This is a genomic window from Agrobacterium bohemicum, from assembly GCF_001562555.1.
Lineage (GTDB): Bacteria > Pseudomonadota > Alphaproteobacteria > Rhizobiales > Rhizobiaceae > Agrobacterium > Agrobacterium bohemicum.
On record NZ_KQ961024.1, the window covers coordinates 368,708 to 392,244 of the forward strand.

Sequence of the window (23,537 nt, forward strand, 5' to 3'; positions counted from 1 at the left end):
CGTCATTCACTCACCTACTCAAACCGATCAATAATACTAATCCCGCTATCCCTAAACGTGTCCATCGCGGGCAAAGCAATCACCGCATCCGACAACGTAATATGCCGACCAATCAGCTTCTCCGGCGAGAGCTTGCCGGAATTAATCATCGCCAGCATATCGTCATAGCGCCAGGCCTGCATGCCGTGGCTGCCGTAGATTTCCAGCTCGTGCGCAATGACCCGCGCCATCGGTATTTGCGGCATGGAATGATCCGCCAGCATCAGGCCCACCTGCACATGGCGGCCGCGACGGCGCAGGTTGGTGATGGAGTTGCAGCAGGTTTGCGGATGGCCCAGCGCATCGACGGAAACATGGGCGCCGCCGCCGGTGATGTCGCGCACGGCCTGCGCGACGTCCGAGACGTCGCGGCTGTTGATGGTAGCGGTCGCGCCCCGTTCTTTCGCCAGTGCCAGCTTGTCTTCGGCAATGTCGATGGCGACGACCTGTGCGCCAAGTCCCGCGCCGATCATGATGGCCGAGAGGCCAACGCCGCCGCAGCCATGCACCGCCAGCCACTCGCCGCCCTTCAGCCGACCCTGATCGACTACGGCCCGAAACGAGGTGGCGAAGCGGCAGCCGAGGCTTGCGGCTGTATCGAAGCCCATCTCATCGGGCATATGTACGAGGTTCTGGTCGGCGTAATCGATGGCGACATATTCGGCGTAGGAACCCCAATGGGTAAAGCCCGGCTGGAACTGCGTTTCGCAGACCTGTTGGTTGCCGGAGCGGCACTCCTGGCAATGGCCGCAGCCGGAGACGAACGGCACGGTAACGCGATCACCCACCTTGAAGCGCATGACGTTTTTGCCGACGGCGGAAATGACGCCCGCAAATTCATGGCCCGGCACATGCGGCAGGCGGATGTCCGTGTCATGGCCCATCCACCCGTGCCAGTCGCTGCGGCAAAGGCCGGTTGCCTTTACTGCAATCACCACGCCGTCCGGCGTCGGTTCCGGGTCCGGCAGGTTGGCGATGATCGGTGCTTCGCCGAAATGTTCGTAGAATAATGCGCGCATGGTGGATCTCCTGAGATGGCTTTTTCTAGCGCGATCTCCCAGTCAGAAACAGTGCGTCAGTCTGCTACAATCATCAAATCTTCTGATGCAAATTTCAGCGTGATGCGCTCACCGATCGCGGGTGGTGTCTTGCCGGGATCGTTGAACATATCGAAGGACAGCGTCGCGCCGCCGACGTCCATGCGGGTGCGGATGACCGAGCCGAGGAAATGGCTGGAGGTCACGGTACCTGATATCGCGACATCGCCCACATTGGCTTCACCCAGAGAACCGGCCTCGGGACGAAGCGCTACCGTCACCGTTTCGCCATTGGCTTTGTTCAGTGGCTTCTTCAACGAAGCCTGCTGGTCACCGATGCGAATGGTGCTGGTCGCGGCATCCACGACGATGGCATCGATCAGGTTCAACGTACCCACGAAGGATGCTACGAACCGGGTCGCTGGCTTGTTGTAAATCTCGAAGGGCGAGCCGATCTGGTCAGCGCGTCCGGCATTCATCACTACGATGCGGTCGGAAATGGTCAGCGCTTCTTCCTGATCGTGGGTCACGAAAATGGTTGTGATGCCGAGCTTGCGTTGAATGCTGCGGATTTCCTCACGCAGCGACACGCGGATTTTTGCGTCGAGCGCCGAGAGCGGCTCGTCCAGCAGCAGAACCTGTGGCTTGGGGGCCAGCGCTCTCGCCAGCGCCACGCGCTGCTGCTGCCCGCCGGACATCTGATAGGGGTAACGATCCGCCAGATGATCCAGATGGATCAGCGCCAGCATTTCCTTCACACGCGCATCGATTTCTGCCTTGGGCTTGCCCGCGATCTTGAGGCCGAAGGCGACGTTTTCGTAGACATTCATGTTGGGAAACAGCGCGTAGGCCTGAAACACCATGCCGATATTGCGCTGGTTGGGTTTCAGCGTCGTCTGGTCCTTGCCGTTGATGACGATGGACCCTTCGCTCGGCGTCTCGAAACCGGCAATCATGCGCAGAATGGTGGTCTTGCCGCAGCCGGATGGTCCGAGGAAGGATACGAATTCTCCCTGTTCGATCGTCATGTTGAAATCATGAACGACCTGAACCTGACCGAAGGATTTTCTGATGTTCTGAAGTGTCAAAAAGCTCATAAAATAAGTCCTCAGGCCTTGGGAGGCGCGCCTTTTTGATAGCGCGAGACGAGTTGGATAAGGCCTAGGCAGCCCCAGGTGATGCCGAAGGAAATGACGGCAAGGGCGGCAGGCTCATAGGCGCGGTTGGCACCCAGCAATTGCATGTAGGGGCCGAATGCCGGGCGGTTCAACAGCGCCGCCATGGTGAATTCACCGATGACGATGGCAAATGTCAGGAACGCACCCGATAGCACCGCCACCAGCACGTTCGGCAGAATGATGCGGGCGAGAATCGTCGTCCATCCGGCTCCAAGACTCTGTGCCGCTTCCGTCAGGGTGGCGATGTCGATGGTGCGAAGTCCGGTGTCGACGGCGCGGTACATATAGGGCAGGGCCAGTGTCGTGTAACCGAATATCAAAAGCAGGTTGGTGCCGGTCGTCGATCCCGTCAGTGGCAGCCAGCTCGACGTGTTGTAAAGCCTGATATAGCCGAACACGATGACGATGGCCGGAATGACGAGCGGCAAAAGCGTGATGAACTCGATGACCGGGCGCAGCGCTGGCAGTTTCAGCCGCACCCAATAGGCCGTCGGCACCACGAGCAGGATGCCGAAAATGATGGTGCAGAGCGCCATCATGATCGAGAAGGTGAACGTCTCCTGAAAGCGCGGATCGCCCAGCACCTTGCCATAGGCATCGAAGGAATACTCGCCGCGCCGCATTTTCAGCGAGAAGTTGGTCATGCCGATCAGGGGCAGGGCGAAATAGAGCAGGCCGAACAGCAGCGCGCCCCAGGCGAAAATCCGCTTCATTTCAGCCACCTTTCGCTGCGCGTGCGCATCCAGATATAGAGCGTGTTGGCAATGCAGGTCACCAGGATCATGCCGAAGGCCAGCGCGTAACCGAGATGGGGATTGCCCAGCACGTCACCACGAATTTGCGCAAACAGCAGAATGGGGACGATGTTGAGCGAGGAGCCCGTCAGCGCAATCGCCGTTGCAACTGCGCCGAAAGCATTGGCAAACAGCAGCGAAAATGTGCCGAGAATGGAGGGCAGTAGAATGGGGAACGCCACCATGCGCCAATATTGGAAGCCGCTGGCACCCAGAATTTCCGCCGCCTCGCGCCACTCGCGCTTCAAGCCATCCAGCGCAGGCGTAATGATGAGGATCATCAGCGGTATCTGGAAAAACAGATAGGTAACGGTCAGGCCCCAGAACGACAGGATGTTGAAGCCCAGCAGGCGCAGATCAAGGCCAAGCTGGGTCTTTAGAAACACGGTGACGAGGCCAACCGGCCCAAGTGTGGCGATGAAAGCAAAGGCTAGCGGCACGCCTGCAAATTGGGAGGCGACCCCGGAAAAGGTCAGAAGCGGCGCGCGTATTTTCTGCGGCAAACCGCCCAGCACCACAGCGGTCGCGACGCCAAAGCCGATCAGACAGCCGAGTGCGGCCGAGGCGACGCTGATCTTGATGGAAATCCAGTAGGCGGAAAGAATGGATGCGGTAAAAAGGCCTGCGAGATTTTCAAGTGTAAAGCTGCCCTCAGGCGTCTGAAATGCGCCAAGGACGATCTTCATCGTCGGCATGATCAAAAAAAGCAGAATAAAAATGGCAAATGGCAGAACGCCCAGCCACTCCAGCTTCAGACGTCGCCCGGCTGCTGGTCGCGGTGACGCACCACTGATGTTTGACGACATATGATGTTCCCAAACGCCGCGATCATCGCGGTCTTCTATTTTATAAAACCAGCCGCCCCAGCCTTCGAAAAGATCGGGGCGGCTGTTTCGTTCGTTACTTCACGTTTGCGCCGACAACCTTGTCCCAGCCGCCGGTGACGGCAGCCTTGTTGGCGTCAACGTCTTCCAGCGTCGGGAAAATGGCCTTTTCATAGGCTGCTGGTGGCGGCAGGGCATCCAGAAGATCCTTTGGAATCTTGTTGGCTTTGGCCAGCGCATTGAAGCGGATCGGGTGGCAGAAGCCCTTCAACCAGCCAAGCTGACCGTCGTCGGAGTAAAGGTGCTCCATCCAGAGCTTGGCAGCGTTTGGATGCGGTGCGTAGGCGGAGATGCCCTGCACGTAAACGCCAGCCAGAACGCCGGAGGATGGCACAACGACTTCTGTCGGCGGGTTGCCGTTCAAAGTCTTTGCCCATGACAGCGCGTTATAGTCCCATGCAACGACGATCGGTGTCGCGCCCTGTGCCACGGTGCCGGCCTTGCCGATGACAGGCAGGAAGTTGCCAGCCTTGTTCAGCTCGCCGAAATACTTCAAACCGGCTTCGCCAGCTGCCTTGCCGTCCTTTGCACCGCTGGCGAGACCAGCCGCGAGAACACCGAGAATGGCCTGGTTGGAGGCGCGTGGGTCACCAGCAAGAGCGACCTGACCGGAATATTCCGGCTTCAGCAGATCGGCCCAATCCTTCGGCGTGTTGGTAACGAGGTCCTTGTTCACGAACAGAGACATGACGCCATAATAATCGCCGTACCAGTAGCCTTCGGCATCCTTCACATTGTCAGGAATTTCGTCCCATGTGGAAACCTTGTAAGGCTGGAGAAGACCTTCCTTCTTGGCCTGTGGGCCGAATGCCAGGCCAACGTCGATCACGTCAGGAGCCTGTGGGCCCTTGTTGTCCTTGTTGGCCTTGATGGCCTCGACTTCGTCGGCAGAACCAGCGTCCGGGTTCAGTTCATTGACCTTGATATCAGGATACTTGGCCTTGAAGGAGGCGATGACGTCGCCGTAACCGCACCAGTCGTGGGGCAGGGCGATGGTCGTCAGCATGCCTTCCTTCTTGGCGGCTGCGATGAGTTCTGCGCTTGGCGCGGCAGCGGCAATCGCAGTGGATGCGATGACCATTGCGGTGGTAAGCGATAGCAGTCGGCGGCTATGCGAGATCACGGTTGTTCTCCTCTGTGTGTCTCATGCGTCGGACGACGCTGATACGTGGGTTGCATGAACGTTATGTGACGTGTTGTGCGGCGGTCTCCCGCCCCATCATGGTCCCTGCCGTTTTCTTGCCATCATTACGCCCGTTCGTCGCCATGATATTTGAGAAACGACATAAAAAATTCGTGTTGCGCCATTTCGTCGTTGATAGCGCTTTGTTCAGCTCTCCTCTTTCCCGGGCTTTCGAAAAAGGCGGGTCTGCTCGAACAGGCCTTCCAGCGAATTCATCCGCTTGCGGGTCTCGTCCCAGCCATTGTTCTGCACGGCCTCGATCAGTGCTTCCACGACGAATAGCGTCACCACCGAACTGTCCCAAGCCGACGGGGCCTCGATCCTGACCCGAAACGTATGTTCGGCAAAGCGCGAAACCGGCGATGTCCACTGGTCGGTGAAGAGAAGAATGCGAACATTGTTGTCGTGCGCCACCTGCGCCAGCGTCACCATGTCCTGCTCGTAACGGCGGATGTCGAAGATCACCAGCACGTCACCGGCATTCATGTTCAGCATGAATTGCGGCCATGAGCTGGAGTTGGAGGACATCAGCGACGTCTTGGGGCGGATGACCTGCATGTGCGTGAAGAAGTATTCGGCAATCGCCCCGGTAATGCGCCCACCGACGAAGTATATGCTGCGCTTTCTATCCGCCAGAAGGGTTGCTGCATGATCAAACGATGCCGTATCGAGATCGCTCAGCGTATCGCGCAGGTTCCCGGTGATGGCATCGGCAAAGCGATTGAGGATGTGAAGTCCCGGCGCGTTGCTGGCCCATCGGTCATGCTTGGCAATCGGGTTGGAAATCGTGGCTTCCAGTTCTTGGTGCAACCTTGCCTGAAAATCGGGATAACCCTTGAAACCCAGCTTCTGCACCATTCGCGCAACTGTCGGTGTCGAGACGCCGGCATTTTCCGCAACGATGGTGATGCTACCCAACCCGGAGACCGGGTAATTACCGAGAAGACTTTCCGCAAGGCGCTTTTCGGCACGCGTCAGGGTCTCGTAATGAGCCTGGATAACGTCCGAAACGGTCGCGGCCGAACTGTGCAAATTTTTCCCCTAGCCGAGCTTTTCGCCGGTCTGTTGGCGCTGATTAAGATACGGCGAGGAAAAGGAGTCAATCAAAAAAATGAAGAGAAAATTTCAAAAACCATTTGACACTTTGGCGTGTGTGAAGAATTCTTTTCTAACTGTCGGGGGACAGGTATGTTGATAGCGGGGTACACCATGACGGTGCAAAGGCAGTTTTTCACAAGCGACGAGGCTGCGCCCGTTGTCGTGGAAAACCCGCTCGGGAAGGGCAGGGTGCTGCTGGTTTGCGAACACGCCTCACACACGTTGCCCGCCAGCTTCGGTACCCTTGGCCTCAGCGACGACGTTCTGGAAAGCCATATCGCCTGGGACCCCGGTGCTCTCGCCGTCGCCCGCCTCTTGTCTGCAAGTCTCGACGCTACCGTCATCTACCAGAACTATTCCCGGCTGATTTATGATTGCAATCGCCCGCCGGAATCGCCTTCCGCCATGCCTGCCACCAGCGAAATATACGACATTCCCGGCAATGCGAATTTGAGTGAAGCAGAGCGTTTTGCCCGCACCGCAGCGCTCTACATTCCGTTTCACGACCGCATCAGCGATCTCGTTGCTGCCCGTGACAGCGTCGTTCTGGTAACGATGCATAGCTTTACGCCGGTCTATCACGGCAAGCGCCGCGATGTGGAAATCGGTCTTCTGCATGATGTCGATGCGCGGCTGGTCGACGCGATGCTGGACCATGTGGAGAGCGAAAACTTTCAGGTGGAACGTAACCAACCTTACGGCCCGGAAGATGGCGTCACGCACACGCTGCGTCTCCACGCGCTGCCGAACGGGCTTTTGAACGTCATGATCGAGGTCAGAAATGACCTGATCCAGAATGAGGAGGGGCAGAGGGCTGCTGCCGATTTTTTGAGTGAACTTTTGATAAAGGCAATCGCCACTCACAGCCCATGAATTCGCTTTGGCGGGAATTGCCCCGCCGGGCAAGAATGCCGTTGCATATCCAAAGAAGGCCAAACAGGTCCGGGTGCAACGTGGGAACAGCAGATGTGCATGGCGTGGCTGGATTTTACCACCGCGCTGAGACTGGGGCAAAATCGGCCATTCTGGCTGACAGCCTGTTTTTCTTGATCAGGAGAGAACGGCATGGACAATTCATCATCAGGCGTCAGCTATAAGAAAGCTGACGCATCCTACTTCGAAAAAAGAGGGCTCTCGCGTTACGCAGGCGTCTGGTCGCTCTGGGCGCTGGGCGTGGGCGCGGTCATTTCAGGTCATTTTTCCGGCTGGAATTTTGGCTTTGCCACCGGCGGCTGGGGCGGCATGCTGGTTGCGGGCATGATTATTGCCGTCATGTATCTGGGGCTGACATTCTCCATCGCGGAAATGAGCCCGGCACTGCCACATACGGGCGCTGCCTATTCCTTCGCCCGCACGGCCATGGGGCCATGGGGCGGCTTCATCACCGGTCTCTGCGAGAACGTTGAATACGTCCTCACCCCCGCCGTCATCGTCACTTTTATCACGGCCTATGTGAACTCCATTCTGGGGCTCGATCCGGTCTATTCACCGCTCCTGTGGGTGCTGTTCTACGTCATCTTCCTGGCACTCAACGTCTTCGGACTTGAACTATCCTTCAAGGTAACGCTGGTCATCACGCTGATTTCGCTCGCTGTTCTCGTCTTCTTCTGGATCAGCGCCATCCCCAACATGGACTTCTCCCGCTGGGCGCTGAACATCGGCGTCGGTCCGGATGGTGCAGCCGTCGAGCTGCCTGAAGGCAATGGCTCGTTCTTCCCCTTCGGCTTCTCCGGCGTTCTCGCCACACTGCCCTTTGCAGTCTGGCTGTTCCTCGCTATCGAACAGTTGCCATTGGCTGCCGAAGAATCGGTTGATCCCAAGCGCGATATGCCCAAGGGCATCATTCTCGGCATCATCACGCTGATGATTTCCGCCTTCATGATCGTGCTGCTCAACCCCTCACTACCCGGCATCGGCGCCTTCCATCTCGGTTCCTCACTGGAGCCGCTGCTGGATGGTTTCAAGGCCGTCTATGGTGATGGTGGCGTGGTTCTCCTGGGCTTCGTGGCTCTCACAGGCCTCATCGCCAGCTTCCACACCATCCTTTATGCGCAGGGCCGTCAGATCTATTCGCTGTCGCGGGCTGGCTATTTCCCGACGGCGCTGTCCGTCACCCACCCCAAGTTCAAGACACCGCATGTCGCGATGTTGACGGGTGCCATCGTAGGCCTCGCCGTGATGATGACCATCTGGTTTGCACTGGGTGCGACCGAAGGCGGCAGCATCATCGGCAGCGTTCTGCTCAACATGGCCGTATTCGGCGCAATGTTCTCCTACATCATGCAGGCCATTTCCTTCATCATGCTGCGCCGTAACCTGCCGGATATCGAACGTCCCTTCCGTTCGCCGCTCGGTATTCCCGGTGCAGTGCTGACCATCATCATCGCTGTCATCACCTTGCTCTATCAGGTGCAGGATCCGAACTTCACCAAGGGCGTCATTTGGGTGGCGTTGTGGTTTGCCATCGCTATAGCCTATTTCGCGCTTGTCGGCCGTCACCGCCTCATCCTGTCGCCGGAAGAGGAATTCGCGCTGGAGCACAAGCAGGCTGCAGTCAATGCGGCGGCTTCGAAGGCTTGAACCAACTCCAAAGGGCGACCGGCAACGGTCGCCCCATTGAATCAAAGGGAAACATCATGACGACCTACACATTCGACGCGCTTAAAAAAGATGTCGCTGAAGGGCGCATAGACACGGTTCTGGCATGCCTCGTGGATATGCAGGGTCGTCTGATGGGCAAACGCTTCCAGGCGGAATTTTTCGTCGAAAGCGCCTATGAGGAAACGCATAGCTGCAATTACCTGCTGGCCACCGATATGGAGATGGAAACCGTTCCCGGTTACAAATCCACCAGCTGGGAAAAAGGTTATGGCGATTATACGCTGAAGCCCGACCTCTCGACGTTGCACCGCGTGCCGTGGCTGGAAGGCACGGCGCTCGTTCTGTGCGATGCCTATGACCACCACACGCACGCCGAAGTCGCCCACTCGCCGCGCGCATTGCTCAAGAAGCAGGTCGCACGTCTGGAGGCCATGGGCCTGAAAGCCTTCATGGCCAGCGAGCTGGAATTCTTCCTGTTCGACCAGAGTTTCGAGGCCGCCCGCGCCAGCGGCTACCGCGATCTCAATCTGGTCAGCCCCTATAATGAGGACTACCACATCTTCCAGACCACCAAGGAAGAAGAGGTGATGCGAGCCATCAGAAACAATCTGCAAGCCGCTGGCATTCCTATTGAAAATAGCAAGGGCGAAGCGTCTGCTGGCCAGGTGGAACTGAACGTGCGCTACGCCGATGCGCTTACCATGGCGGACCGTCACGCCATCATCAAAAACGCCTGCAAGGAAATCGCCTGGTCCAAGGGCAAGGCCGTCACTTTCCTTGCCAAGTGGAACTACGATGCCGCAGGCAGCTCTTCGCACATCCACCAGTCGCTGTGGAGCCTGGATGGCAAGACTCCAATGTTTCTCGACAAGAACGGTGAACACGGCATGTCCGAGATGATGCGCCATTACGTGGCCGGTCTTCTGGCCCATGCCAGCGAAGTCACCTATTTTCTGGCGCCTTACATCAACTCCTACAAGCGCTTCATGGCTGGCACATTCGCGCCAACCAAGGCCATCTGGAGCACGGATAACCGCACGGCGGGCTATCGCCTGTGCGGTGCAGATAGCAAGGGCATCCGCATCGAGTGCCGCGTGGGCGGGTCGGATATCAATCCGCATCTTGCCATGGCGGCCTTGCTTGCGGCAGGCATTGACGGCATTGAAAATAAGCTGGAACTTGAGCCGCAGTTTGAAGGTGACGCCTATGGCGGCAAGGACATTCGCGAAGTCCCCAAAACGCTTCGCGATGCGACCGACCACCTCAACGGCTCGAAGATGCTGCGCGGCGCTTTCGGTGACGATGTGATCGATCACTATGTTCGCGCCGCAAAGTGGGAGCAGGAAGAATACGACCGCCGCGTTACCGACTGGGAAGTCGCGCGCGGGTTCGAACGGGCATAACAAATCATAGGAAAACCATCATGGTCATGATCCAGAATATCTCGCCGATCGACGGTTCGGTCTATGCCGAGCGCGAGGCGATGTCGCTGGATGCGGCGCGGACCGCCGTATTGAAAGTGCGCGCTGCGCAAAAATCCTGGGCGCGTCGCCCGTTGGAAGATCGTGTTCAACTGGTGCTGAAAGGCGTGGCTCGCCTCAACGAAATGGTGGGCGAAGTCGTGCCGGAGCTGGCCCACATGATGGGTCGCCCGGTTCGCTATGGCGGTGAGTTCAAGGGCTTCAACGAACGCTCGAATTACGTCGCAGCGATTGCAGCTGACGCATTGGCACCGCTTGTCATCGAGGAAAGCGGCGATTTCGAACGCCGCATCGAGCGCGAAGCGCATGGCGTCGTCTTCGTCATCGCGCCGTGGAACTACCCTTACATGACGGCCATCAACACCATTGCGCCTGCCTTGATGGCGGGCAACACTGTTGTCATCAAACACGCCGCGCAGACGCTGCTGGTGGGTGAGCGCATGGTGCGGGCCTTCGTGGAGGCGGGCGTGCCGGAGGATGTCTTCATCAACCTTTTCCTCGATCACCAGACCACGTCGGCGTTGATTGCCGAAAGCCTGTTCAACTTCGTCAACTTCACCGGCTCTGTCGAAGGCGGTCGCGCCATCGAACGCGCTGCCGCTGGCACCTTCACCGGCCTCGGTCTGGAACTTGGTGGCAAGGACCCCGGCTACGTCATGGAAGATGCCGATCTGGATGCGGCGGTCGATACGCTGATGGACGGTGCGACCTTCAATTCCGGCCAATGCTGCTGCGGCATCGAGCGCGTCTATGTCAACGAATCGCTGTTCGATGCCTTCGTTGAAAAGTCTGTGGCGTGGGTGTCCAACTACAAGCTTGGCAACCCGCTGGAGCAGGAAACGACGCTGGGGCCGATGGCCAACAAGCGTTTCGCCAAAGTGGTGCGCCAGCAGGTGGCCGATGCGGTTGCCAAAGGTGCGAAAGCACTTGTTGATCCCAAGCTGTTTGCCGCCGATGATGGCGAAAGCGCCTATGTCGCGCCGCAAATCCTCATCGATGTCGACCATTCCATGGAATTCATGACCGAGGAAACCTTCGGCCCTGCTGTCGGCATCATGAAGGTCAAGAACGACGACGAAGCCATCGCGCTGATGAACGACAGCAAATATGGCCTCACCGCATCGTTGTGGACGCAGGATGCTGACAGGGCAGGGCACATCGGTCGCGAGATCGAAACCGGCACCGTCTTCATGAACCGCGCCGATTATCTCGATCCTGCTTTGTGCTGGACCGGCGTCAAGGATACCGGTCGCGGCGGCTCGCTGTCGGTCATCGGTTTCCAGAACCTGACCCGTCCAAAATCCTACCATCTGAAGAAAGTCACGAAATGAACATCGTCGCAAACTGGAGCTACCCGACCCCGATCAAGATGGGACGCGGCCGGATCAAGGAATTGGCGGACGCCTGCAAGACGCTCGGCATCAAAAAGCCGCTGCTCGTCACCGACAGAGGCCTCGCCAGCATGGCGATCACGGCCCATGCGCTGGATATTCTGGAAGAGGCAGGCCTTGGCCGCGCTATCTTCTCCGAGGTGGACCCGAACCCCAACGAGATCAATCTCGAAGCGGGCGTCAAAGCCTTCAAGGATGGTGGACATGACGGCGTAGTCGCCTTCGGCGGTGGCTCCGGTCTCGATCTCGGCAAGGCCGTCGCCTTCATGGCAGGCCAGACGCGGCCCGTCTGGGATTTCGAGGATATCGGCGACTGGTGGACCCGCGCCAATTCTGAAGGCATCGCTCCCATCGTCGCGGTGCCGACTACGGCAGGCACCGGCTCGGAAGTCGGTCGCGCCAGCGTCATCACCAACTCGCAGACCCATGTGAAGAAGATCATCTTCCACCCGAAATTCTTGCCCGGCGTCGTCATCTGCGATCCGGAACTCACCGTCGGCATGCCCAAGGCCATCACCGTCGGCACCGGCATGGATGCCTTTGCCCATTGCTTGGAGGCTTATTCCTCGCCTTTCTATCACCCGATGAGTGCCGGTATCGCGCTCGAAGGCCTGCGGCTGGTGAAAGAGTTTCTGCCCCGCGCTTATAAAGACGGCACGGATATCGAGGCCCGCTCCAACATGATGGCCGCCGCCGCCATGGGTGCGGTTGCGTTCCAGAAGGGGCTGGGTGCCATCCATTCCCTGTCGCACCCCATCGGCGCGGTCTATAACACCCACCACGGCATGACCAACGCCGTCGTCATGCCCGCCGTTCTGCGCTTCAACCGCCCGGCCATCGAAGACAAAATTGCGCGCGCTGCGGCCTATCTTGGCATCGAAGGCGGGTTTGATGGCTTCTATGATTACGTGCTGGAGCTTCGCAAAGAACTCGGCGTGCCTGAAAGCCTAACGGCTATGGGCATCAAGCCTGACCGGGTGGATGAACTTGTAGCAGAGGCCATCAAGGACCCAAGCTGCGGCGGTAATCCTGTCGAGTTGACGGCTGAGAATACGCGGGCGCTGTTTCTGGAGTGCTTTTGATTTTGGCTGATGATGGAGGGTGGGGCTTACCCCCCTCTGTCCTGCCGGACATCTCCCCCTCAAGGGGGGAGATTGGATGGCCGAGCCACTTTACTTCAATCTCAACGTCGAAGATGTGCGAGAGGTCGCCACGAGTCGATCTCCCCACATGAGGGGGAGATGCCCGGCAGGGCAGAGGGGTGTAAACCACACCCACAAACCTCCACTTCCCCCACCCTAAAAAAATAAAAAAGTTTTCTCCACGGCCATCAACCCCATGCCTACAATCCCCACACCTTCGCGGCTGGAGTGTTTCGCGAGACACTGTCGGGGCAGGCGGAGGGTGGTGATTGGCCGTAGACGTGCGGGTGGTCATCAAAGGCGATGTCCTGTGGGCCTGCCTGCTTCACGGTCCGAAATTCCATAAACGGTTTTCGGTCAGTGGAGGAGGCGAGGTTCACAGGAAGACGACCAAAGCCGGCCCGGTTTGTTCAAGGTCCGGTCTGGCTGATTGAAAGACTGGAGGCCACGCAAATGCGGAGCCCAACACAAACACCATACCAGAGACATTTCCGCATTTGCGTGTGTTCTCACGGGGTAATGACGAAGCAAACCACGGGCGGATGACGTCGCGTGAACGGCGAAGCGTGCCGGGGTTTTTGACACGGCTGGGCTGGGACTTCGCAGGTTTTGCGATCCTTAGAGGGCGTTGCACGACACATGAATCGAACAACAAAAAAAGCCGGCCCCAAGGACCGGCTTTTTCCAAGAAATCAAACCACTTAGATCGCAGCTGTCACGATGAACTCAACCTTGTAGTCCGGCGTAGCAAGCGCTGCTTCGCTGGTGGCGCGGGCTGGTGGGTTTGCCGGGTCGATCCAGCCTTCCCAGACGGCGTTCATTTCGCCAAAGGTGGACATGTCGGAAATGTAGATGATGGTCTGTAGGATCTTCGACTTGTCGGAACCGGCAAGAGCCAGCAGGCGGTCGACTTCGGCGAGAGCGGACTTGCTCTGTTCGGTCACGGATGTGCCTTCACCCACCTGACCGGCGAGGTAGACGGTGTTACCGTGAACGACTGCGCCGCTCATGCGCTTGCCGGGTTCGATACGCTTGATGCTCATGCTGAAAACTCCTGTTGGTATTTCGGGTAGAATTAACGGCTACGGTGAAATCAGCCGCGGATGTGATGGGTCTTTTCGTAGATGGCTGTGGAGCGCGCGCCGGAACGGCAGAAGCCGAGCATCGGACGCTGAAGTTCATCCAAAGCATCGACCATGCCCGTCACCGCATCGGCATCCACGCCGAATCGACCGACAGGTACATGCGCGACGGCGATGCCCAATGCCTCTGCGCGTTCGGCAATATCTGCAAACAGCGGCTGGCCTTCTTCTTCATCATCCGGGCGATGGCAAACGATGGATTTGAAACCCAGCGCCTTGACCTCATCGAGGTCGGCAACGCTGATCTGGCCGCTTACGGAATATTCATCGTCAATACGCCTGATATCCATTTTCTCGTCCTCCGGTAACCGTGGCAGCCCGGCACAAATTGCTGTGCCATCCTAAATTTCGCACCCGGTTTAAGGGGTTAAAGAGGGTGCGTCAATGATAAGCCATTCCAATTGCGGGCCTGTTCAGAGAATAGAAAAGCGCAGGCCGTATGTCCTGTTCTCACCCGGATTCAGCATGTGAAACTCACCTGCCGCCTCAAGTTCGGAGCGGCTGACCCAGCGGTGCGATACCGGCTCTATGCCCATGACATGTGCCGGTGCCTGCTGGTTTCGCCACATCTGCAAATAGGGAAGCGTATCCGTGCGGAAGCTGACTTTGAGCGTTCGCCCGCCAATGGTTGCGATTGGCCCCAGCATTATGGTGGCCCAGCCGTCGCCGTCATCTCCCGCTGGCACGCAGAAGACGCCGCCCGGGTCCTCGCCAAAACGCCAGCCAAATCCACCGCCCTCAAACATCGCGCCTTGAAGCTTCACCGCATCGTCGAACAGCCTTGCGCCGACATTCATGTGGTACATGTGGAAGACGGGACGCGTGGCGGCGCTGGTGTTGGTTACGCGGTCGTTGAGGCTGACTTCGCCGGTTTCGCCATCGATGGCCCACTCTCTTTCCAGAAGGGCAGTGCCGCCATCGGCCAGGACCAGCGGAACCCTTGCCCCGGCATTCGCATTACCACCTTCAGTAGACCAATGCGTTATCTCGACGGGGTGAGAGGAAAATGAACCATGCAAAGGATATTTTCTTCCATCCGCGTCACCTTCAATGGCTTCAGGGTGGCGAATATGGTCAGGGCCACAGGTAAACAGAAAGCCTTCTAGCGAATGATCAATACGAGGATCGCCATCATCAGGGATGGCACGCCCCGGAGCAATATCGATACCATCGACCACGCAGGCGCCGATATCGAAAAGGGATGTTTCATCAAGAAAGATTGCGGGAGATTTTCCGGCTTTCAGCGCTCGCATTTTCGCTCCTTCACTGACATGTTGACGTCGCAATCACGCAAAAGCTATCGCAACGACGGGAAATTAAGATTGCATTAACCGCGAATTCACCTTTTCCACAATAGGGTCAAGATTAACGTGTGTGTATTGGGAAGAACCCAAGGGATCGCAGAATCGTGAAACTTTTAATTAACGCAATGTTCGGTCTCGCTGTCGCGACGACCTCCGTCCTCCTGCCCGCTGAGGCCAGCGCGCAGCAACGGCAGGTCTATCAGGAACAGCCTATGATGGTAACGCCCGATGGGCGGGTTCTCGATTTCATGCCCGAACGTGGCGACATCGTCATCAGCCGCGACCGGATGGGCCGCACTGTTTACTTTGACCGTTACGGCAACCTTCTTGCAACGGAAATGCAGCAGGGTGCGGCTCCGCGCCGCCAGGCTCAGCAAGATCCCTATTACAATCAGAATGACACCTACTATCCACCAGCGCCGAGCCAGAACCGGGAGCCACAGCGCGATTACGGTTATCAGGGCAACGGCGGCGGCGGGCAGGATTATCGTCAGTACCGTGGCGATGGAAGCGACATAGACCCGTATACGGGGTCTGTCGAAGGGCCGGGCGCTGTCGAAAGCGCGCCGCTGGGCCAACCGATGCCGGGTGAGAGCACTGTCACCGCCGTGCCGCAGCCTGACCACCTCATCGAGCGTAACCAGCCGGTGACGGCTCCTGTCAATCGCTCGCGTCAGGAAATTGTTGCGCTTCAGGTGTTTCTCGACCGCGAAGGCATTTCGCCTGGTGTGATCGATGGCAAGATGGGTGACAACGTCAACAAGGCCATCGCTGCCTGGCAGGACATGACGGGCGACCGTCTCGACCCCAACAATACAGATGACATTCTGGAGCGTCTGCGCAACACCGGCGGTCTGGCCATCGTGGATTATACGATAACCGCAGCAGACGCGGCTGGTCCTTATGTTGCCTCCATTCCGGATGACTACGCCGAAAAGGCGCAGCTTCCCGCCATGGCCTACACGTCCACATCGGAAGCCCTCGCTGAGCGTTTCCACATGGATGAGACATACCTGAAGGAACTCAACCCCGGCGTCGATTTCACTGTACCAGGCACGATCATCAAGGTCGTCAGCCCCGGTGAGCCGAAGAAGGGGCAGGTCGCTCGAATCGTTGCCCACAAGGGCATCAAGCAGGTGTTCGCCTATGACGAAAGCGGCGTTCTGATTGCGGCTTATCCTGCCACTATCGGTTCTTCGGATACGCCTTCGCCATCCGGCACGCATACCGTCGAACGCATCGCGCTCAATCCCGGCTACACCTATAACCCGAAGATCAACTTCCAGCAGGGCCAGAACAGCCAGATATTGCAGATCCCGCCCGGTCCCAACGGTCCCGTCGGTACGGTCTGGATTGCGCTGTCGAAGCCGACCTATGGCATTCACGGCACGCCGGAACCATCCAAAATCGGCAAGACCAACAGCCATGGCTGTATCCGCCTGACGAACTGGGATGCAACGGAACTTGCTAAGATGGTCCGCCCGGGTGTTGTGGTGGAGTTTGCCGAGTAAGAGCAACTCGCTCAACACTCTCTCCAACGTCATCCTCGGGCTTGTCCCGAGGATCTAACGAACCCCGACATTGAACGTGGATAGATCCTCGCCACAAGGGCGGGGATGACGTCCAAATTGTTGGTCCTGCCTTACCCTAACTTATGCACTCGTTTTCCGGCCCGACGTTCCGTCAGGAAACATGCGAAGGCAAGCGCGGGCAGTGCAAAGCCAAGCCATGAGGCTGCGACCCATTGGCCCTGCGAGTAGGCCCAGCCGCCGACCGCTGAACCCACGGCACCGCCCATGAAAAACGTTGCCATGAAGATGCCGTTGAGGCGGCTGCGGAATTCGGCACCCAGCGTGAAGATGGCGCGCTGGCCCAGCACCAGATTTGTCGTGACCGCAAAATCCAGCACGATTGCTGCAACGACCAGCAACGCCAGAGCCAGATGCGAACCTTCCGGCGCAATGTGAGTGATCAGGAACGATGCCATAGCCGCCAGCAGCGCGCCCAAGGTGGCGGCCCATGTCCAGCCGCGATCAGCGAGGCGGCCTGCAATCGGCGCGGCTATGGCACCAGCCGCACCTGCCAGCGCAAACAGCGCGATCTCTCCCTGTGACAGCCGGAAAGCCGGACCGCTGAGATAAAGCGGCGTCACCGTCCAGAACAGGCTGAACGCCGAAAACATGCCAGCCTGATAGATTGCGCGCCGTTGCAGAAGAGGCGTGTTCGCGGCCAGCTTTGCCATCGACGCAAGAAGGGCGCGGTATGGCAGTTTCGCATCCGGCATACGGCGTGGCAGCAGCCGGTAGAGCACCAGTGCCAGTACGGCCATCACAACAGCCGACATCAGAAACACGCCGCGCCAGGAAACCAGTTCGGACAATACACTCGATAGTGGTCGTGCCAGCATGATGCCGACCATCAGCCCGCTCATGATGCTGCCGACAACCCTGCCGCGGCTGGCATCCGGTGTCATATGCGCGGCCAAGGGCAGAATCATCTGCACAGCCACAGAACTGATGCCGACAAGGAAAACAGCCGTGAGAAACTGCGAAGCATGCGGTGCCAGTGCCGCCGCAATCAAAGCCGCGACCGCCATGCCCACAGTCGTTACGATCAGTTTTCGGTTTTCGATCAGATCACCCAGCGGCACGACAAACAGCAGTCCCAACCCGTAACCGATCTGCGTCAGCGTCACGATCAACCCGGTTGCCCCGGCGGAAAGGCCAAGCTCCGCACCGATGACGCCGGCGAGCGGTTGGGCATAATAAAGGTTTGCCACAATCAACCCGCAGGCACTGGCCAACAGAAAAATCATTGCGGAAGAGATAGCCTCTTCCTGTGCAGGCTCGGAACCAAGCACTGTAGATGTCATGTCACGTCTCCAAATTAGGAAATATTCATTTCCAAAATACGCATAAAAATCAGTCGAAAACCTTCATGGCCACATCGACCACCGCGTTAAGTTCCGCTTTCTCAAGGCCGGTCTTGCCGACCACCCGCATGCCGTAAATCAGGCAAAGCACCGTCTTGGCGAGAGCGTCTGCATCCATTGCGTTCGACACCGATCCATCCGCTTGTCCTTCACGCACGAGGCGCCCCAGTATGGTCTCGCGCGCATCAATGGCACGGCGCACGACACGCGCCATATCCTCGTCCAACGAGGCCAGATCGGCAGCAGCACCCACGACGAGACACCCTTGTCCACCGGACTGTCCAATGCAGGCATCGGCATAGAAGTTCATCGCCGCCAGCAGCTTCTCCCGCCCGGTTTTGCCGGTCTGAACGGCCGCCTCGAAGCGCTTCGTCTGCACCAGCCTATAGCGCTCGACGGCGGCGATGTAGATGTCCTTTTTATCCTTGAAAGCCTTGTAGAGGCTGCCCTGCGTCAACTCCATCGCCTGCGTCAGATCACCCACGGAGGTTGCGTGATAGCCACGCTCAGAAAACACGCCGATAGCCTTGTCGATCGCCAGATCGACATCGAACTCACGCGGGCGACCGCGCTGGCGGATAGGGTAAGATGGTGAAGGAGCGTTGGTCATGGTCGCAATATAGAAAACGATCATTTCCAAATCAAGCAGAATTTTGCGCCCGGTCGCAAAACGTGCCGGGCGCTCGAAACTATTGGTAATCAGGCCGCTTTTCGACCGAGGAATTTTCCATCACGGTCAGAACGGACGACACGGACCGGCATCAGGCGCAAAACCTCGTAGGCAAAGTTGCGCACATTCTCCATCGCCTTCTCGACGTTGCTGACCTTTTGACAGTCCAGCGCTTCGAGCGTGCCGCCACAGTCGAAAATGTCGCGGAAGGCGGCGCGTTCGGCAATTGGCGTGTTCAGAACGCGAACGTTCTTCTCCGCCAACAGCGCCTTGACCAGCAGCATGGAGCGCGTGCTGATCATGGCGTTGACGCGGGTCAGCACAACCGAGTGATCGATCTTCATGCCCATCTTGCGATTGAGAAGCTCGATATGCTCCAGCACTTCGGAAGCGCCGCGTGCATCCATGGCGGAACCCTGAACGGGGATCAAGACGTGGTCGGAAATTCCGAGCGCCATCGTCAGCAGTGGACTTTTGGTGCCGGGGAGGTCGATGATGAAACAGTCCGTATTGGACCTGTTTTCACGAATATGCGTTTCCATCGAGGCCATGGTGACGTGTGAGATGACCGAGAGATTGCGCATCTCGCCGGACATTTCGGACCAGCGCGAAATCCACAATTGCGGATCGGCATCCAGCACCGTCACGCGGTGGCCCATGCGGGCAAGTTCGGTGGCAAGCAGCAACACAGCCGTGGTCTTGCCGGCGCCGCCCTTGGTATTTGCAAATGTAATGACTGGCATAAGGGCCCCCGAATGCAGAGCCTGATTTCATCGCTCTTCAACGCACCGCGACATTCATGGTGCGATGCATATTGTTAACGAAGATGGTTAACGAAATGGAAATATCTGCGATGCCTTGTTGCGAAAGTGAAGGATGGCACGGTGAAGATGCTTCTGGTGGTGCCACCCATCAATATCAAAAGGCAAAGGTCGCGAGTTTCGCTTTGATCTGAATCTGTTACCGCTATCACTTCGAGGATTGAGTCAGTACCTTCGCAAGTTGATTCACACTTTCCACGCGCTCGTCAAACCACATCCGGGCAAGGTCACTGACCGAAGCCAGGTCGATACCATCCGGGTCGATCGACGTGATTTTCCACGCGCCGGATTTGCGGCCTGCCAGTACCGCCAGCCGTGATGCCTCGCCCTTGATGACGTTCAGGCGCGAGATTTCGGCCTCCAGCCCATCCGCGCCCGAGAGATCGGTACGCAGATCCGATGGTGTGATATTGCTGGCATTGCGGGCAGGGCCGCCATTGATTTGGACGCCTTCGATATTGAGACGGTAGAGCTGCGTATCCGGTAACGAGAGATAGAGTTTGGCTTTGGGGTAGCGGGCGATATAGCGCGCCTTAGCCAACGGCACTTCGTCATCAACCATCAGCACCGCTTTGCCGACCAGCGTCAGTCTCGGCAGTGTCAGCGCGTCGCCCTTGTTGAAGGGTGCCAGCACCAGCGAGATGCGCGGGTCCGCCTCGATATTGCGGGCATGGAGTGCGAGGCGAGCGGTGAAGAAGAAGGGCGTGCCATCCGGCTCGACGGCGATGTTGGTGGCGGTGTTGTAGGGATAGCCGCTCTGCGGATCAAGCGTGGCGAGACCGGCGGTACGGCAGGTGTGCAGAACGTCCCGCGCCACGCGCACGGCTTCGAAAGGCGCACCGGCTGAGGGTTCTATGTTTGCGTTTCGTGGGGTGATAACTGCCGGTGTCGTCTCTGCCATGATGCTCTCCGTTGTCAGACACGGTTTACATCATGGCAGTCCTATTTTCATTGCTGAAATATCAGCTGCGTTCGCGAATCTGCGTCAACGTCCGCGCAGGAGTAATCGCCTCAGGGTCGAGCTTCACTTCGATAATCGAGGGCTTGCCGCTGGCACGGGCGCGTTCATAGGCAGGGCCGAAGTCTTCGGTTTTCTCGACGATCTCGCCGTGGCCGCCATAGGCTTTGGCGAAGGCGACGAAGTCAGGGTTGACGAGATCAGTGCCGCTGACGCGACCGGGATATTCCCGTTCCTGATGCATGCGGATGGTGCCGTAGGTGCCGTTGTTGACCAGCACGGTGATGATGGGCAGGCCATAGCGCACGGCGGTGATGAATTCCTGCCCGTGCATCATGAAGCAGCCATCACCGGCAAAGCAGACGACTTCGCGTTCCGGAAACAGATGCTTGGCGGCGACTGCGGCGGGCAGGCCATAACCCATGGAGCCGGAGGTGGGGGCCGATTGTGTGTTGAAACGCTGGAAGCGGTGGAAGCGGTGCAGCCATGTGGCGTAATTGCCCGCGCCGTTGGTGAAGATGGCGTCAACAGGCGTATTGGCTTCGATCCAGTCCATGATCGGACCCATCTGCACTGGACCGGGTCCGGTTTTCGGTGGGGTGGACCATGTCAGGTAGGCCGCGTGCATGGCGGCAGTGCGCTCTGCCCATACCGGATTTTCCGGGACTTCCAGTGTGGAAAGCGCTTCCACGAATTCAGTGGACGACGCGCAGATGGCGAGGTCCGGCCTGTAGACGCGCCCGAGTTCTTCCGCCTGCGGGTAGACATGTACCAGTGTCTGCGACGGGTAGGGAATGTCGAGCAAAGTGTAACCGGAAGAGGGCATTTCCGACAGGCGTCCGCCCAGGAGGACAATGAGATCGGACTGCTTGATTTCCGCTGACAGCGCCGGATTGATGCCGATGCCAACATCGCCTGCGTAGGACGGGCTGAGATGATCGAACAGCGCCTGACGGCGGAAGGAGCAGCCGACTGGCAGCTTGAGGCGTTCCGCGAATGTCTTGAACTGCGCAACGGATTGTTCTGTCCAACGGGTGCCGCCGAGAATGACCATGGGACGCTTGGCTGCACCCAGAAGCTCTGCGAATTTGGCCATTTGCTTTGGGCCGGGGTGGTTTTCCACCGGCGTGTAAGGCTTGGCCTCCGGTGCGTCCACCAGATCGACCAGCATATCCTCGGGCAGGCTCAAGACCACGGGGCCGGGGCGACCGGAGGTGGCGACCGCAAAGGCGCGGGTGACGAATTCCGGAATGCGACGGGCATCATCGATCTCGCCGACCCATTTGGCAAATTCGGTGAAGGCGCGGCGGTATTCGACTTCCTGAAAGGCCTCACGCTCACGGGCATCGCGCTGCACCTGGCCGATGAAAAGGATCATCGGGATGGAATCCTGCATGGCGATATGCAGGCCCGCAGACGCATTGGTCGCGCCGGGACCGCGCGTTACCATGCAGATACCGGGCTCGCCCGTCAGCCGTCCCCAGGTATCGGCCATCATCGCCGCGCCACCTTCCTGACGGCAGATCACGGTCTCGATGCCGCTTTCATACAGCGCATCCAGCACGGCCAGATAGCTTTCGCCGGGTACGCAGGAAACACGCGACACACCGTTGGCTTTCAAGGCTTCGACAATCAGCTGTCCGCCGGTTCTTTTCATGGTGCCAGGTTCCTTTCTATGTCGTCCAACTCGGCCAGCACTTCTGCCTGATGCTCCCCGAGACGCGGGCTCGGTCGCTCATAATGCAGAGGCGTTTCCGACAATATGATCGGTGTTCTTACACCAGGAATGACGGTGCCGTCTGCGGCTTGAAGATCAACGCGCAGGCCGCGTGCCTGAACCTGCGGATCGGCGAACATTTCATCGATGGAATTGATTGGCCCGGCAGGCACGGCACTGGTTTCGCAGGCCGTCAACAGGTCACGCTTCATCCATTTGAGCGTCTCGGTCGACACGATCTGGCGAACCTCCACCTTGTGCGCGACGCGGGCCTTGTTGGTGGCGTAGCGCTCATCGTCTGCGATGGCATCGATACCGAGGATTTTGCAGAGGCGACGGAATTGCCCGTCATTGCCGACAGCCAGAATGAGGAATCCGTCAGCCGTCGGCACCACTTCATAGGGAGAAATATTCGGGTGGGCATTGCCCAATCGCACCGGCGCTTTGCCGGACATGAGGTAATTCATGTTCTGATTGGCCAGCACGGCCGATTGAACATCCAGAAGTGCCATATCGATATGCTGGCCCTGTCCGGTGCGCATGGCGTGGATGAGAGCGGCCTGAATGGCGGTGACGGAATAGATGCCGGTGAAAATATCGGCAACGGCAACGCCCGCCTTCATCGGCTGGCCATCCGGCTCGCCTGTGATTGACATGAAACCTGACATGCCCTGGACGATGTAGTCGTAACCGGCGAAATCCGCATAAGGGCCGGTCTGGCCGAAGCCGGTGATGGAGCAATAGATGAGCTTGGGGTTGAGCGCTCGCAGAGACTGATAATCCAGCCCGTATTTCTCCAGCCCGCCACGCTTGAAGTTCTCGATCACCACATCGGCGGTCTTGACCAGCCTGCGCACCGTCTGGCGGCCCTCGTCGCTTTTCAGATCGACGGTGATGGAGCGCTTGCCGCGATTGGTGGAATGGTAATAGGCGGCGGAAAGATTATCGCCATCCTTGCTCTCCACAAAGGGCGGCCCCCAGGCGCGGGTATCGTCGCCACCATCGGGGCTTTCCACCTTGATGACATCGGCACCCATATCGGCCAGCATCTGCCCGGCCCAGGGACCGGCGAGCACGCGGGCCAGCTCGATCACACGAATGCCCTTCAAGGGCGGCTGTTTCTTATCGGAAGGTTCTGCCATGTCTATCTCACATATTTCAGAAG

At 58.3% G+C, this 23,537-nt stretch carries 21 protein-coding genes; 6 read left to right on the plus strand and 15 right to left on the minus strand.

Annotated features, from left to right (window positions below):
* Positions 1-14: 14 nt before the first annotated feature.
* The 6 genes from ATO67_RS04925 to ATO67_RS04950 all read right to left on the minus strand — a co-directional run bounded on the left by ATO67_RS04925 (position 15) and on the right by ATO67_RS04950 (position 6,147).
* Complete coding sequence (locus ATO67_RS04925; protein WP_067645180.1) at positions 15-1,058, minus strand: zinc-dependent alcohol dehydrogenase family protein; 1,044 nt, start codon at positions 1,056-1,058, stop codon at positions 15-17.
* Positions 1,059-1,114: 56 nt separating this feature from the next.
* Positions 1,115-2,173 carry an ABC transporter ATP-binding protein gene (locus tag ATO67_RS04930; protein ID WP_067645183.1) on the minus strand — a complete coding sequence of 353 codons (1,059 nt, stop codon included), beginning with the start codon at positions 2,171-2,173 and terminating at the stop codon, positions 1,115-1,117.
* Positions 2,174-2,184: 11 nt separating this feature from the next.
* Entirely contained in the window at positions 2,185-2,967 is a 783-nt protein-coding gene (locus ATO67_RS04935; protein ID WP_067645186.1) for an ABC transporter permease, read from the minus strand.
* Positions 2,964-3,854, minus strand: coding sequence for an ABC transporter permease (locus ATO67_RS04940; RefSeq protein ID WP_067645189.1), 891 nt, complete (start codon positions 3,852-3,854; stop codon positions 2,964-2,966). The genes ATO67_RS04935 and ATO67_RS04940 overlap by 4 nt, the downstream gene beginning before the upstream one ends.
* Before the next feature lie 94 nt (positions 3,855-3,948).
* Complete coding sequence (locus ATO67_RS04945; protein ID WP_067645192.1) at positions 3,949-5,055, minus strand: ABC transporter substrate-binding protein; 1,107 nt, start codon at positions 5,053-5,055, stop codon at positions 3,949-3,951.
* 207 nt (positions 5,056-5,262) lie between these two features.
* Positions 5,263-6,147 carry a MurR/RpiR family transcriptional regulator gene (locus tag ATO67_RS04950; protein ID WP_067645195.1) on the minus strand — a complete coding sequence of 295 codons (885 nt, stop codon included), beginning with the start codon at positions 6,145-6,147 and terminating at the stop codon, positions 5,263-5,265.
* Between the two features lie 177 nt (positions 6,148-6,324).
* Here ATO67_RS04950 and ATO67_RS04955 point away from each other — a divergent pair, with 177 nt between their 5' ends.
* From ATO67_RS04955 to ATO67_RS04975, 5 genes are all read left to right on the plus strand, one after another.
* The gene (locus ATO67_RS04955; protein ID WP_067645619.1) at positions 6,325-7,086 is read left to right on the plus strand and encodes an N-formylglutamate amidohydrolase; all 762 of its coding nucleotides are present in this window, start codon (positions 6,325-6,327) and stop codon (positions 7,084-7,086) included.
* Between the two features lie 192 nt (positions 7,087-7,278).
* Positions 7,279-8,793 (plus strand): amino acid permease, encoded by a 1,515-nt coding sequence (locus tag ATO67_RS04960; protein ID WP_067645197.1) that lies wholly within the window; start codon positions 7,279-7,281, stop codon positions 8,791-8,793.
* A gap of 56 nt (positions 8,794-8,849) precedes the next feature.
* Complete coding sequence (locus ATO67_RS04965; RefSeq protein ID WP_067645200.1) at positions 8,850-10,217, plus strand: glutamine synthetase family protein; 1,368 nt, start codon at positions 8,850-8,852, stop codon at positions 10,215-10,217.
* A 20-nt stretch (positions 10,218-10,237) separates the two neighbouring features.
* Positions 10,238-11,626 carry an aldehyde dehydrogenase family protein gene (locus ATO67_RS04970; RefSeq protein WP_067645203.1) on the plus strand — a complete coding sequence of 463 codons (1,389 nt, stop codon included), beginning with the start codon at positions 10,238-10,240 and terminating at the stop codon, positions 11,624-11,626.
* Entirely contained in the window at positions 11,623-12,768 is a 1,146-nt protein-coding gene (locus tag ATO67_RS04975; RefSeq protein ID WP_067645206.1) for an iron-containing alcohol dehydrogenase, read from the plus strand. Before ATO67_RS04970 ends, ATO67_RS04975 begins: the two co-directional genes overlap by 4 nt.
* 761 nt (positions 12,769-13,529) lie before the next feature.
* Here ATO67_RS04975 and ATO67_RS04980 read toward each other — a convergent pair.
* The 3 genes from ATO67_RS04980 to ATO67_RS04990 all read right to left on the minus strand — a co-directional run bounded on the left by ATO67_RS04980 (position 13,530) and on the right by ATO67_RS04990 (position 15,223).
* Positions 13,530-13,871 (minus strand): RidA family protein, encoded by a 342-nt coding sequence (locus ATO67_RS04980; protein WP_067645210.1) that lies wholly within the window; start codon positions 13,869-13,871, stop codon positions 13,530-13,532.
* Positions 13,872-13,921: 50 nt separating this feature from the next.
* Positions 13,922-14,260: a protein tyrosine phosphatase family protein gene (locus ATO67_RS04985; RefSeq protein ID WP_067645213.1), complete on the minus strand. Its 339-nt coding sequence runs from the start codon at positions 14,258-14,260 to the stop codon at positions 13,922-13,924.
* A gap of 123 nt (positions 14,261-14,383) precedes the next feature.
* Positions 14,384-15,223 (minus strand): DUF4432 family protein, encoded by an 840-nt coding sequence (locus tag ATO67_RS04990; RefSeq protein ID WP_067645216.1) that lies wholly within the window; start codon positions 15,221-15,223, stop codon positions 14,384-14,386.
* Positions 15,224-15,378: 155 nt separating this feature from the next.
* Here ATO67_RS04990 and ATO67_RS04995 point away from each other — a divergent pair, with 155 nt between their 5' ends.
* Positions 15,379-16,785, plus strand: a complete 1,407-nt coding sequence (locus tag ATO67_RS04995) for a L,D-transpeptidase (RefSeq protein ID WP_067645219.1) — start codon at positions 15,379-15,381, stop codon at positions 16,783-16,785.
* Between the two features lie 131 nt (positions 16,786-16,916).
* On the opposite strand, the gene ATO67_RS05000 is transcribed toward ATO67_RS04995, so the two are convergent.
* The 6 genes from ATO67_RS05000 to caiB all read right to left on the minus strand — a co-directional run bounded on the left by ATO67_RS05000 (position 16,917) and on the right by caiB (position 23,514).
* On the minus strand, positions 16,917-18,146 hold the full coding sequence (locus tag ATO67_RS05000) for an MFS transporter (protein WP_067645222.1): 1,230 nt from the start codon (positions 18,144-18,146) through the stop codon (positions 16,917-16,919).
* Positions 18,147-18,195: 49 nt separating this feature from the next.
* Positions 18,196-18,840, minus strand: coding sequence for a TetR/AcrR family transcriptional regulator (locus tag ATO67_RS05005; protein WP_067645225.1), 645 nt, complete (start codon positions 18,838-18,840; stop codon positions 18,196-18,198).
* A 65-nt stretch (positions 18,841-18,905) separates the two neighbouring features.
* Positions 18,906-19,619 carry a ParA family protein gene (locus ATO67_RS05010; protein WP_067645228.1) on the minus strand — a complete coding sequence of 238 codons (714 nt, stop codon included), beginning with the start codon at positions 19,617-19,619 and terminating at the stop codon, positions 18,906-18,908.
* Between the two features lie 226 nt (positions 19,620-19,845).
* Positions 19,846-20,598 (minus strand): HugZ family pyridoxamine 5'-phosphate oxidase, encoded by a 753-nt coding sequence (locus ATO67_RS05015; RefSeq protein ID WP_067645232.1) that lies wholly within the window; start codon positions 20,596-20,598, stop codon positions 19,846-19,848.
* A gap of 61 nt (positions 20,599-20,659) precedes the next feature.
* Positions 20,660-22,312 carry a thiamine pyrophosphate-binding protein gene (locus ATO67_RS05020; RefSeq protein ID WP_067645235.1) on the minus strand — a complete coding sequence of 551 codons (1,653 nt, stop codon included), beginning with the start codon at positions 22,310-22,312 and terminating at the stop codon, positions 20,660-20,662.
* Positions 22,309-23,514 (minus strand): succinate--glutarate CoA-transferase, encoded by a 1,206-nt coding sequence (gene caiB / locus ATO67_RS05025; protein ID WP_067645238.1) that lies wholly within the window; start codon positions 23,512-23,514, stop codon positions 22,309-22,311. The genes ATO67_RS05020 and caiB overlap by 4 nt, the downstream gene beginning before the upstream one ends.
* Between the last annotated feature and the right edge of the window lie 23 nt (positions 23,515-23,537).

Excerpts from the sequence above, each read along its gene's own strand:
- ATO67_RS04925 (WP_067645180.1), bottom strand. The coding sequence starts at position 1,058 with ATGCGCGCATTATTCTACGAACATTTCGGCGAAGCACCGATCATCGCC.
- ATO67_RS04930 (WP_067645183.1), bottom strand. The coding sequence starts at position 2,173 with ATGAGCTTTTTGACACTTCAGAACATCAGAAAATCCTTCGGTCAGGTT.
- ATO67_RS04935 (WP_067645186.1), bottom strand. The coding sequence starts at position 2,967 with ATGAAGCGGATTTTCGCCTGGGGCGCGCTGCTGTTCGGCCTGCTCTAT.
- ATO67_RS04940 (WP_067645189.1), bottom strand. The coding sequence starts at position 3,854 with ATGTCGTCAAACATCAGTGGTGCGTCACCGCGACCAGCAGCCGGGCGA.
- ATO67_RS04955 (WP_067645619.1), top strand. The coding sequence starts at position 6,325 with ATGACGGTGCAAAGGCAGTTTTTCACAAGCGACGAGGCTGCGCCCGTT.
- ATO67_RS04960 (WP_067645197.1), top strand. The coding sequence starts at position 7,279 with ATGGACAATTCATCATCAGGCGTCAGCTATAAGAAAGCTGACGCATCC.
- ATO67_RS04965 (WP_067645200.1), top strand. The coding sequence starts at position 8,850 with ATGACGACCTACACATTCGACGCGCTTAAAAAAGATGTCGCTGAAGGG.
- ATO67_RS04970 (WP_067645203.1), top strand. The coding sequence starts at position 10,238 with ATGGTCATGATCCAGAATATCTCGCCGATCGACGGTTCGGTCTATGCC.
- ATO67_RS04975 (WP_067645206.1), top strand. The coding sequence starts at position 11,623 with ATGAACATCGTCGCAAACTGGAGCTACCCGACCCCGATCAAGATGGGA.
- ATO67_RS04980 (WP_067645210.1), bottom strand. The coding sequence starts at position 13,871 with ATGAGCATCAAGCGTATCGAACCCGGCAAGCGCATGAGCGGCGCAGTC.
- ATO67_RS04985 (WP_067645213.1), bottom strand. The coding sequence starts at position 14,260 with ATGGATATCAGGCGTATTGACGATGAATATTCCGTAAGCGGCCAGATC.
- ATO67_RS04990 (WP_067645216.1), bottom strand. The coding sequence starts at position 15,223 with ATGCGAGCGCTGAAAGCCGGAAAATCTCCCGCAATCTTTCTTGATGAA.
- ATO67_RS05000 (WP_067645222.1), bottom strand. The coding sequence starts at position 18,146 with ATGACATCTACAGTGCTTGGTTCCGAGCCTGCACAGGAAGAGGCTATC.
- ATO67_RS05005 (WP_067645225.1), bottom strand. The coding sequence starts at position 18,840 with ATGATCGTTTTCTATATTGCGACCATGACCAACGCTCCTTCACCATCT.
- ATO67_RS05010 (WP_067645228.1), bottom strand. The coding sequence starts at position 19,619 with ATGCCAGTCATTACATTTGCAAATACCAAGGGCGGCGCCGGCAAGACC.
- ATO67_RS05015 (WP_067645232.1), bottom strand. The coding sequence starts at position 20,598 with ATGGCAGAGACGACACCGGCAGTTATCACCCCACGAAACGCAAACATA.
- ATO67_RS05020 (WP_067645235.1), bottom strand. The coding sequence starts at position 22,312 with ATGAAAAGAACCGGCGGACAGCTGATTGTCGAAGCCTTGAAAGCCAAC.
- caiB (WP_067645238.1), bottom strand. The coding sequence starts at position 23,514 with ATGGCAGAACCTTCCGATAAGAAACAGCCGCCCTTGAAGGGCATTCGT.